This window comes from uncultured Thiodictyon sp. (assembly GCF_903828115.1).
GTDB lineage: Bacteria > Pseudomonadota > Gammaproteobacteria > Chromatiales > Chromatiaceae > Thiodictyon.
In genome coordinates, this window is record NZ_CAIKKU010000398.1 from 1 (window position 1) to 10,761 (window position 10,761).

The 10,761-nt window shown below is 65.2% G+C and carries 7 protein-coding genes; 3 read left to right on the forward strand and 4 right to left on the reverse strand.

Annotated elements, in window-relative coordinates; all coding sequences use genetic code 11:
- Window positions 1-208: hypothetical protein (locus QZY48_RS14650; RefSeq protein WP_295431998.1), on the forward strand; the 208-nt coding region annotated here is incomplete at its 5' end.
- Here the strand turns inward: QZY48_RS14650 and prsT are convergent.
- Genes prsT through QZY48_RS14670 form a run of 4 tightly spaced genes read right to left on the reverse strand, consistent with a single transcriptional unit; the run spans window position 189 to window position 7,845 of the window.
- Window positions 189-2,963, reverse strand: a complete 2,775-nt coding sequence (gene prsT, locus QZY48_RS14655) for an XrtA/PEP-CTERM system TPR-repeat protein PrsT (protein WP_295432001.1) — start codon at window positions 2,961-2,963, stop codon at window positions 189-191. The genes QZY48_RS14650 and prsT overlap by 20 nt on opposite strands.
- 14 nt (window positions 2,964-2,977) lie before the next feature.
- Window positions 2,978-4,333 carry a PEP-CTERM-box response regulator transcription factor gene (gene prsR / locus QZY48_RS14660; RefSeq protein ID WP_295432004.1) on the reverse strand — a complete coding sequence of 452 codons (1,356 nt, stop codon included), beginning with the start codon at window positions 4,331-4,333 and terminating at the stop codon, window positions 2,978-2,980.
- A 5-nt stretch (window positions 4,334-4,338) separates the two neighbouring features.
- Window positions 4,339-6,465 (reverse strand): XrtA/PEP-CTERM system histidine kinase PrsK, encoded by a 2,127-nt coding sequence (prsK, locus tag QZY48_RS14665; RefSeq protein ID WP_295432007.1) that lies wholly within the window; start codon window positions 6,463-6,465, stop codon window positions 4,339-4,341.
- Window positions 6,466-6,471: 6 nt separating this feature from the next.
- Complete coding sequence (locus QZY48_RS14670; protein ID WP_295432009.1) at window positions 6,472-7,845, reverse strand: TIGR03013 family XrtA/PEP-CTERM system glycosyltransferase; 1,374 nt, start codon at window positions 7,843-7,845, stop codon at window positions 6,472-6,474.
- Between the two features lie 444 nt (window positions 7,846-8,289).
- Here QZY48_RS14670 and tviB point away from each other — a divergent pair, with 444 nt between their 5' ends.
- Window positions 8,290-9,576 carry a Vi polysaccharide biosynthesis UDP-N-acetylglucosamine C-6 dehydrogenase TviB gene (gene tviB / locus QZY48_RS14675; protein ID WP_295432011.1) on the forward strand — a complete coding sequence of 429 codons (1,287 nt, stop codon included), beginning with the start codon at window positions 8,290-8,292 and terminating at the stop codon, window positions 9,574-9,576.
- Between the two features lie 21 nt (window positions 9,577-9,597).
- The gene (locus QZY48_RS14680) at window positions 9,598-10,605 is read left to right on the forward strand and encodes an NAD-dependent epimerase (RefSeq protein WP_295432014.1); all 1,008 of its coding nucleotides are present in this window, start codon (window positions 9,598-9,600) and stop codon (window positions 10,603-10,605) included.
- The last annotated feature ends 156 nt before the right edge of the window (window positions 10,606-10,761 follow it).

Here is a 10,761-nt window from a genome sequence, read left to right on the forward strand (position 1 = left end):
GCCAAATTGCATCGCTTCTCCGATTACGATCACGACAACGACAACGACAACGACAATGGCCAGGGGGTCAGGTCTTGCGTCTTGCCAGGCCGGAAGCAAGAAGCAAGACCCCATCCCCTACCGGGGGGCGACGCCATCACTGCCCTGCTACGGGAAAGCTTGGAAACCGTCGCACCAACCACCGGCCATCATCCCCCCAGTTTCTTGAGCAGTGCCCCCGCGTCCGCGGCCTGATCCGAGTTGGGATTGTCACGCAGTACCTTGCGCAGGATCTGGACCGCCTCGTCCTTGCGTCCCAGGGCGTCCAGGGCCACGGCCACGTGATAACCGATCTCCGACTGGGTCGGGAAGGCCAGGTAGGCCTGTTGCAGGATCGACAGACCCTCGGTCTTCTTGCCCGCCGTGAAGAGTATCCAGCCGTAGGTGTCGGCGATCTCCGGGCGGCTGGGCGCCAGGTCGTAGGCCTGCTTGGCCACGGCCGCGGCGCGCGCGTCCCCCTGCTTGTGGTAGAGCCAGGCGAGGTTGTTGAGGAGCAGCGGATTCTTCTTTGCTTCGCTGTTCACCACGCCCTCGTAGACCGTGATGGCCTCCTTCGGGCGCCCCACCTGCTGCAGGAAGAGACCGAGCATGGCCTGGGCGTCCAGGTCCTTGGGGTTGTCCTTGGCCCAGCCGGTGAGTACCGCGACCGCCCCGGCCGTGTTCCCGCTCTGGTTCAAGGCATCGGCGAGTTGCCGCGCAATGGTGCTGGTCTTCTCCAGTTCAAAGGCCTTCTTGAAGGCCGCCGCGGCGGACTTGAAGTCGCGTTTCGCGGCAAAGACGCTGCCCTCAATGCGATAGCCGACGGCCGCTTTCGGGTAGGACTTCTGCAGGGCCTGGGCGCTCAGCATGGCGCTCTGCGGGTCGCCGGCGTCCAGCGACACCGAGGCCAGTGCCACTTGGGCATCGACGAAATCGGGTTTCAGTTCCAGGGCGCGCCGGAAGGCCGCCTGCGCCCCCACATGATCCTGGCCCTTCCAGCGCGCCCCGCCGGCCAGATAGTTCAATTGCGGGTCCTGCGGGTTCTTGCGCAGGAGTTGGTCGAAGGAGCGGATCGCATTGGGCACCTGGCCGCCCAGGGTCTGGGCGCGGGCGAGCATCTGAAGCGTCGGTTCATCGTCCGGGAAGCGGGTCGCCAGTTCGTTGGCGACCGCCAGTGCCTTGAGATAATCACCGCGGGTGATGTAGAAGCGGGTGAGCAGCAGCCCCGGCTGGGTCACCGTCGGGTTGGCGTCTTTGGCGCGCTCCAAGGCCGCCACCAGGGCCTCGGGATCATTGCGCAGCTCGGCCAGGGCGGCGAGACCCAATAGTGCCCCCAGGTGCTTTGGGTTGGTCTTCAGCACCGTCTCGTACCGACGTTGTGCGGCATCGAGATCCTTGCCCGCCACCTCGATACGGGCCAGATTGATCTCGGCGGTGACGAATGCCGGGTCCACCTGCAGCGCCTTCTCGAAGCGCTCCCGCGCGCTCGGCAGGTCGCCCTTGGCCATGTAGGCGAGCCCGGTCAGGTTGTAGGGGATGGGCGACTGTGCACGGCGCTGTTCCAGCCCTTTGCTGGCCTCCAGGGCGGCATCGAAATCCTTGTTCTTCAGGTGGGCCAGGACCAGCAGCACATCGGCCTGCAAGATGTCTTGACCCAGGTCCACCGCGGACTGCAACTCATTGATCGCTTTATTTGTTTGTCCGCCAGCCAAGAGCGTCAGGGCGAGCTGCGTGCGCAGCGCTGCGACATCGGGAGCGCTTTCGACGGCCCGGTTGAGCCACTCCTGACCGCGCTCCAGGTCACCTTGGAGCATGTAGGCACTGCCGAGCAGGGCCATGGTCTGGGGGTCGGCGCCCTGGACCACCGGCTCCAGGACCTCAATGGCACGGTCGGGCTCGCGCATCTTGATGCGCGCCGCCGCCAGCACCTTGCGCGCCTGCAGGTTCTCCGGCGTCGTCTTGATCACATTGGAAAGGTACTGATCGGCGGTTTCCAACTCTCCTTCACTGTAACGAATGATGCCAAGCAGGAGTTGGCTCTGCAGGTGGCCGGGGACCGCGGTCAGGACCCGATCCAAATAGTCGCCCGCCTGTTTCCAGTTCTTGTCCTGGAACTCGATGACCCCGCGCAGGTAGATGGTCATCGGCACGTCCTTCTGGATCTGGTCCGTGGCGGCGAGTTCTTTGCGCGCCCCAGCCGTGTCCTTCATGCCGATCAGGGCCGTGGCCCGGCCCAAATGCGCCACCAGGTTTTGCGGCTCGGCGCTCAGCACCCGGTCGAACAGGGTCAGGGCCGCCGCGTTCTCGCCCTCCGCCCGATGGTACTCGGCGCGCATGAGCAAGGCCTCGGTGTTGTTCGGGAAGCGCTCGAGAAACGCATCCGTGGCCTTGATCGCGGCGGCCTGGTCGCCGTCCTTCAGGGCGACCCGCAACAGCCCGAGGCCCGCCCGTTCGCTGTCGGGGTCGGCCGCGGATGCGGCCTGATAGTGCTCGCGCGCCTCGTCAGGCTTGTTCTGCCCCAGGGCCGCGTCACCGCGCAGCGTCAGGGCGCGGGCCTCATCGGCGGCCGGCAGTTCGCCGGCCGCGTCCAACCGCTGCACGGCGTCGTCGAACTTGCCTTGAGCGGTCAGGGCCTCGACGAAGTCGAGCCGCCACAGGGAGGCCTCCGCCCCCAGGTCGATCGCGCTGCGGATTTCCTTCTCGGCCGCCGCACCGTTGCCGATGCGCAGGTAGAGCCGTGCGAGCAGCAGGCGCGCGGTCGCGTCGTTCGGGTTCTTCTGCAGCGCGTTCTTCAACTCGATGGTCGCCGCGCGCAAATCGCCGCGTTCAAGGAAGGCGCTGGCCTTGTCGGTGGCCTCAGAGGCCAGGATAGGGGTGCCCGCAAGACCCGCCAACAGGGCCAGGGTAGCAGTCAGTGTACGTGCGCTGATCCGTCCAGAAGCCATACCAGTTACCTCGTTCACTCAGATAGGTTGTGTTTTTTCATCAGATTGTAGAGGGTTGGGCGCGTCACGCCCAAGAGGTCCGCGGTGCGGGACACATTATTGTCGGTGAAGATCAGGGCCCGCTGGATCGCCCGCTGCTCGGCCAATTCCCTTACTTCGCGCAGGTTGAAGGGCTCCTGCGGGATTCCAGTGTCATCCAGTTCCAGGTCCGCGGGGCCGATCTCGGTGCCGTCCGCCATGATCACGGCCCGTTTGATGCGGTTCTCCAACTCCCGGACATTGCCCGGCCAGGGGTATTGCTCGATGAGCCGCAAGGCGTTGGCGGTGAAGTCCCGGATCGGGCGCTTGTGTTGTTCGGCGAAGCGGCGCAGGAAGGCCCGCGCCAGGACGACCGCGTCGCCGTGGCGCTCGCGCAGTGGGGGCACCACGATGGTGGTCTCGTTGACGCGATAGAAGAGGTCCTCCCGGAAGCGGCCAACCCTGATCAGGGCCTTCAAGTCCTGGTGAGTCGCGCACACGACCCGCACGTCCACCGGGATCTCCTTGCGGCCGCCGACCCGCTCGATCACCCGCTCTTGCAGAAACCGCAGCAGCTTGGACTGGAGCGCCAAGGGCAGGTCGCCGATTTCGCCCAGAAACAGGAGCCCCCCGTCGGCGAGTTCGATCTTGCCCAGGGTACTCTTGAGCGCACCGGTGAAAGCGCCCTTCTCGTAGCCGAACAACTCACTCTCGAGCAGGTTCTCGGGGATGGCGGCACAGTTGATCGCCATCAACTTCTTGTCGGCCCGGCCGCTCAATGAATGCAGCATCCGTACCAGCACCTCCTTGCCGGTGCCGCTCTCGCCCAGGATCAGGGTGGTCGCGTCGGTCGGTCCGAGTTTCTCCACGGTGCGACAGACCTTGAGCATCTCGGGACTCGCGGCGATCAGTTCGCGAAACGGTGAGGTCGAGGCCGCCGACGACAGCTTGCGGTTCTCCGCCTCCAGCCAGTTCAGGCGCCCGGCCCGCTCGACCGCCAAGGTCAGGATCTCCGGGTCGATGGGCTTCTCGAAGAAATCGTAGGCTCCCATGCCGATCGCCCGGACCGCATTGCGCCGATCGTCATGACCGGTGACGACAATGACCTTGATGGCCGGGGCAATGGTGAGGATCTCCTCCAGGGTGCGAAAACCCTCGCTGGTGCCGCCGGGGTCCGGCGGCAGCCCCAGGTCCAGCGTCACCACCCCCGGCTCGAAGCGCCGCACCTCCGCCAGGGCGGCCTCGCGCTCGCTCGCCACCGCGATCTCGAAGCCGTCGAAGCTCCAGCGCAGTTGTCCCTGCAGCCCGGGGTCGTCCTCGACGATCAACAGCCGGTTATTCTTCTCGTTCATCCTCATCAACCCGCGGCCATGGTGAGTCCGGCGGGGGCCGGGGACACCTCGATCGGAACAAACAAGCGGAAGACGGTGCCGTGCCCCGGGACGCTGTCCACCACCACGCGCCCGCCCATGGAGGCCACGAATTCACGGGTCTCATAGGCCCCGACCCCCATCCCGGTGAGCCCCTTGGTCGAGTCGAACGGCTTGAACAGCCGTTCGCGCACGAAGTCCGCGTCCATGCCGACGCCGGTGTCGCGCACCTCGATCACCGCCTGACCCGCGATCCGACTAAGGTGTACGACCACCCGACCGTCGCGCGGCGTTGCCTCCTGGGCGTTCTGCACGATGTGGGAGATCACGGCCGCCAGGCGATCGGGGTCAGCCCGCACGCGCAGGGGCGTCATGAGCGCCGTCTCCAGGACCGGGGCCGGTTCCTGGGCCGCACGGGTGCGCACCACCTCCGCGACGAGCGCGCGCAGATCCACGCCGACGCCGGCCGCACCCGCGACCGGGCCGCGTAACTGCCCAAGCAGCCGATTCATCTTGTCCACCGAGTTCTTGATGGTCGCGATTGCGTCATCCACGAAGGCCGGGTTGTGGCGGTGCCGCTCGGCATTCTTGGCGACCAGGGAAAGCTGCGCAATCAGGTTCTTGAGGTCATGGACCACGAACGCCGACAAGCGGTTGAAACCCTCGAACTGGCGCGCGTCGGCCAGGGCGCGGGCCGCCCGGTCCAGCGCCAGATAGCTCGAGGCCTGGCGCGCCGCGGTCTTGAGCATATCCATGACTTCCCAATTGACCACTTGCGCGGCGCGTGAGCGCGCCAGTATGACGAAGCCCATGAGTTCATCGTCGTGTCGCAGCGGCACGATCAACCACAGTTGGTCATCGGCGTAAACCGCGGCGGGCAGCTCGAGCGCGTCATAGGTATCGGGATCGCGGCGCAGGTCGGTCAGATTGATCACCCAGTGGCGGTGCGTCAGGAAGTCGGTGAGCTTGGTGAAATCGGTGGCCTTGTCGAGCGTGTCCTCCGCCAGATTCCAGACTCGCGCATGCTCGTAATGTCCGCCCTCGTTGCGCAGCCAGAGGATGCCGCCGGGGCTGTCGACGAGTTCGCCCAGGGCAAAGATGACCCGCTCCGGCAGGCAGGCCTGAAGCACCCGCCCGGACAGCACATCGATCAGATGCAGCCACTCCTCCCGATAGTCGTAGCGATAATTGAAGAAATGTTTGTTGACCAGGACCTTGAGTCGCGACCGCAGGTGCCCGGAGAACAGCAGCACGACCAGAACCATGCCGGCCCCAAAGAAAAACACGGTCTGGATCACCGAACTCCACTCGCCGCCATAGTAACGGATGTAGTACCCGACGAGCGACATGACGAGCAGATAGACCCCGGCCGCAAACAGCGCGGTGGAGTGAAAGACGACCTTGCGGGAGACGAAGAGGTCGAAGGACCACTGGGGATTGCGGGCCGCCGAGACACCGATCAGCGGAGCCGCCAAGGCGCTGACCGCACCCCGGGCCGCCCAGAGGTCCATATCCAGGCGTTGAAACAGCAGCGCGTCCGCGAACAGGAAGAAGTCGAACGCGAAGAGCCCGCCGACGCCCAGACACAGGAACTTGACCCCCCACCGGTGTTGCCAGGGCGTATTGCGGAACACCTGCTCGACGAGCACTAACCCGCCGATCGCGGTCAGCAAGCGCAGGATCAGCCGCAGCGACGCCAGACTGGACTCGACGGCGGGCGGCAACGTCCACCAGAGCTGCGTCGGCGGCAAGACCAGGATCAGGGTCAACAGCAGGGCCGCCAGCCGCGCCTGCCCCAGGCGCCGACTACGGGGCCCCCGCCCCCCCGCCTGAAGCTCCAGCAGCCGGATCAGAAACAGCATCCAGGCGAGGTTGCGCACCGCCTCCAGACCCCAGATCCATTGCGCCGGCACGCTCTGCCAGGCCGCTTGAGTGGCGAGCACTCCCGCCCACAGCGTGCTGGCAAGGACCGCGAAGACCAGCAGGCCGCCTTGCAGGCGACCACGCCAGCCGGTCAGCAGGACGACGCCTAAGAGCGCGAACAGTGCCGCGCACAATCCGTACCCGAAAACGCCGATGAGGCCGGTACTGGTCAGGGCGTGCGCCGCGGGCATGGGGATTCAGCGCGCCCCCTTGCCGAAGACGACGACCTCGACGGTCTGGAGCAGGATCACCAGATCCAACATCAGGCCGGCGTGCTTGACGTAGTAGAGGTCATATTCCAGTTTGCGTCTGGCGTCCTCGTCATCGGACCCGTAGGAATACAGGAGTTGCGCCCAACCGGTGACCCCGGGTTTGACACGATGACGCTCGGCGTAATAGGGGATACTGGCCGCGAGCCGCTGGACGAACTCGGGACGTTCGGGGCGCGGCCCGACCAGACTCATTTGGCCCTTGAGGACATTGAAGATTTGGGGTAGTTCATCGATGCGGGTCTTGCGCATGAACGAGCCTAAGGCGGTGACGCGGGAATCGTTCTTGGCGGCCCAGCGCGCCACCCCATCGGCCTCGGCATCGACCCGCATGCTCCGGAACTTATGGACATGAAACAGGGTGCCATACTGTCCCACCCGCACCTGATGGTAAAAGATGGGGTCGCGCCCCCGCGACTCGATCAGGCTGGCCGCCGCGACCAACACCATCAAGGGGCCGGCCACGACCAACATCACGGCCGCGGCCAGCAGGTCGAACAAGCGCTTGCTGAGCCGCGCCGCGGCGCCCATACGAAATCCCCGCGGGGAGAAGAAGATCCAACTCGGATGCAGCAGGTCGATCTTGATGATCTGGAGTTCCTTTTCAAAAAAGGAGAGCAGGTCCAGCACCTCGAAGCCGCTCAACTTGCAGTCGACCAGATCATCCACCGGCAACTTCCCGCGCCGGTCGTCGGCCGCCACCACCACCTCATCGACACCATATTCGATGGCAAGCTCCACCAGGGGCCGATCCGAGCGCAGCAGTTGGGCCCCGTCGAGCATGGCGTGGCTGCGGGGCAAGGGCACGTACCCCACCACCAGGAAGCCCAGGGGGCCGCCCCGGGCGACAACCTCGGCAATATTGTAGGCATTGACACCGGCCCCCAGAACTAAAACCCGGCGGCGGCGCGACTCGATGTTGACCAGGCGGGCGAACAGTTCGCGCACCACACTGATGCCGATGAAGGAAAAGACCAGCCCCAGTCCGAGGACCCCGCGTCCCATAAACAGGAAGGGAACGGCGAAAAAGCCGACCGAGAGCAGGGCCAGGCCGAGCACGAAGGCCAGGCCGATCCGCACCACGAAGGCCGCCTCCTGCTCCTGGGCGTCGCGCTGGTACAGCCCCATGGAAATCATGGCGACGCTCATGCAGAAGGTGAAAAAGAGCCCGGTGGCGAGAAAAAAAACGGATGGGACATCGGTGGGCAGGGCGCTGCCGAAACGCGCGTAGACACCAAGCTGCGAGGCGAGGAAAAAGACGATCGCCTCAACCACTCCGAGGTAGACGTAGGTTCTCGACACGTTCGTTCCAGCGTTGTTAGGCCTGGCCCACCGGCGCGGCCCGTGATGGTGGTCGGGGCAGCGCGGCAGCAATGGTGCCCCCGTGCGGGTCCCGCGGGTTCGTATCCGCCGCGAGCGCCTGCGGCGATCACCCGAGCGGCGAAAAACAGAACTGAATTTAGAGGTTTGTCGTGACTGCGCCCGACCGCTCGCCGCGCGCGGGGTGGCCGACGCGGGGGTCGACGACGCTACCTGGCAGGACCGATTCAGGGCCTAATCGTAACACACAAGCGACCGGGGCCGGGCGGGGTCGGCGGGCGCGCCGCGCGGCGGGCCGGCACGGTCGCACCAACCGCGGCACGCTGGTAACATGTCGGCCGTTAAACAAACCCGCTCCCGCTCCCGCTCCCGCTCCCGCTCCCGCTCCCGGCGCCGGCACGCGGGCAACGCCTGAGGCATTGGCTCATGACCCTTGATGTGAATCTGCACAACGCCCGCGTCGGCGTCGTCGGTCTCGGCTATGTGGGGCTGCCGCTGGCGGTCGAATTCAGCAAGCACTATCCAACGATCGGCTTTGATATCAACGCGGCGCGCGTCGCCGAGCTGCGCGCGGGGCGCGACAGCTCGCGCGAGGTCGAGCCGGACGACTTGCGGGGCGCGACCCACTTGAGCTACACCGAGTCGGCGGCGGGTCTCGCCGACTGCAACCTCTACATCGTGACGGTCCCGACTCCCATCGATGCCCACAAGTCACCCGACCTGCGGCCGCTGCAATCCGCCAGCCGGATGCTCGGCGGCGTCATCCGGGCCGGCGAGGTCGTGGTCTACGAGTCGACGGTCTACCCCGGCGCGACCGAGGAGGTCTGCGTCCCGCTCATTGAAGAGGTCTCCGGGCTCAAGTTCAATCAGGATTTTTATGTCGGTTACAGCCCCGAGCGGATCAACCCGGGCGACAAAGAACACCGCCTCACGACCATCAAGAAGATCACCTCCGGCTCGACCCCGCAGGCAGCGGCCCTCATCGACTCGCTCTATCGCTCGATCATCACCGCGGGCACCCATCTGGCCAGCAGTATCCGCGTGGCCGAGGCGGCCAAGGTCATCGAAAATACCCAGCGCGATGTCAACATCGCCCTGATCAACGAACTGGCGCTGATCTTTCATCGGCTCGGACTCGATACCCAGGAGGTCCTGGAGGCCGCCGGGAGCAAGTGGAACTTTCTGCCGTTTCGCCCCGGCCTGGTCGGCGGACACTGTATCGGTGTCGATCCCTATTACCTGACCCATAAGGCGCAGGCCATCGGCTACCACCCGGAGATCATCCTGGCTGGACGGCGCCTCAACGACAGCATGGGCGCCTATGTAGTCAAGCAGGTCATCAAGCTCATGACCCGGCGCGGCGGCCTGTCGCCGGCGGCGCGCGTGCTGATCCTGGGACTGACCTTCAAAGAGAACTGTCCGGATCTGCGCAACACCCGGGTGGTCGATATCGTTGCCGAATTCAAAGAGTACGGGATCACCTGCGATGTCCACGACCCCTGGGTCAACCCGGCCGAGGCCCGTCACGAATATGGGATCGAGGTCATCGGCGAGCCGCCGGCGGCGTCCTATGACGCGATCATCCTGGCGGTCGCCCACCGCCAGTTCCGCGACCTGGGCGTGGCGCAGATCCGCGGCTTCGGCAAGCCCGGCGCGGTGCTCTACGACGTCAAACAGCTATTTCCCAAGGAGCAGGTCGATGGCCGTTTATAACGCGCGGCCGGGGGACTCCGAATGAAGGTATTAGTCACCGGAGCCGCGGGTTTTATCGGCGCCGCCCTGGCCCTGCGCCTCTTGGAGCGCGGGGATCGGGTCATCGGGATCGACAACCTCAACGACTACTATGACGTGGCCCTGAAAGCGGCACGCTTGGCCCGCTTGCGGGGCCATCCCGCCTATACCGACCTGCGGGTGGATATCGAGCACGGCGCGCCCCTGCGCGAGGTCTTCGACACCTACCGGCCCGAGCGGGTGGTGAATCTCGCGGCGCAGGCCGGCGTGCGCTATTCGATCGAGAATCCGCTGGCCTATGTCGCCACCAACCTGGTCGGTTTCGCCAATGTCCTGGAGGCCTGCCGCCATACCGGCGTCGAACACCTGGTGTATGCGTCCAGCAGTTCAGTCTATGGCGCCAACACCACCATGCCCTTCTCGGTCCACCATAACGTGGACCATCCGGTGAGCCTCTACGCCGCGAGCAAGAAGGCCAACGAACTGATGGCCCATACCTACAGCCACCTCTATGGGCTGCCGACCACCGGACTGCGGTTCTTTACGGTCTACGGTCCTTGGGGCCGCCCGGACATGGCGCTCTTCAAATTCACCCGGGCCATCATCGCCGGTGAGCCCATCGACGTCTTCAATTACGGCCGCCACCGGCGGGACTTCACCTATATCGACGACATCGTGGAAGGCGTGATCCGGGTCCTGGACCGCCCCGCCGCGGGCAACCCCGACTGGTCCAGCGCGGCACCGGATGCCGCCACCAGCCGTGCCCCCTATCGGCTGTACAATATCGGCAACAACAATCCCGTGGAGTTGATGGAATACATCGCCGTGCTCGAGACCAGCCTGGGTCTGAAGGCACAATTGAACCTGTTGCCGCTGCAACCCGGAGATGTCCCCGACACCTACGCCGACGTGAGTGAACTGGTACGCGACATCGGCTACCAACCGCGCACCGCGGTCGCCGACGGCGTGGCCCGCTTCGTCGATTGGTATCGCGGGTTCTACGGGGTATGACCCCAGGTGATCAGTAACGAGTCAAGAGCAAGTTAAACACAACCGTTGTCGTTGTCGTTGTCGTTGTCGTAATCGTAATCGTAATCGGAGAAGCGATGCAATTCGGGGATCAAGAGAATCCAGGGCCCCACGATAACCTCGATTACGACAACGACA

Excerpts from the sequence above, each read along its gene's own strand:
- prsK (WP_295432007.1), bottom strand. The coding sequence starts at position 6,465 with ATGCCCGCGGCGCACGCCCTGACCAGTACCGGCCTCATCGGCGTTTTC.
- prsT (WP_295432001.1), bottom strand. The coding sequence starts at position 2,963 with ATGGCTTCTGGACGGATCAGCGCACGTACACTGACTGCTACCCTGGCC.
- prsR (WP_295432004.1), bottom strand. The coding sequence starts at position 4,333 with ATGAACGAGAAGAATAACCGGCTGTTGATCGTCGAGGACGACCCCGGG.
- tviB (WP_295432011.1), top strand. The coding sequence starts at position 8,290 with ATGACCCTTGATGTGAATCTGCACAACGCCCGCGTCGGCGTCGTCGGT.
- QZY48_RS14680 (WP_295432014.1), top strand. The coding sequence starts at position 9,598 with ATGAAGGTATTAGTCACCGGAGCCGCGGGTTTTATCGGCGCCGCCCTG.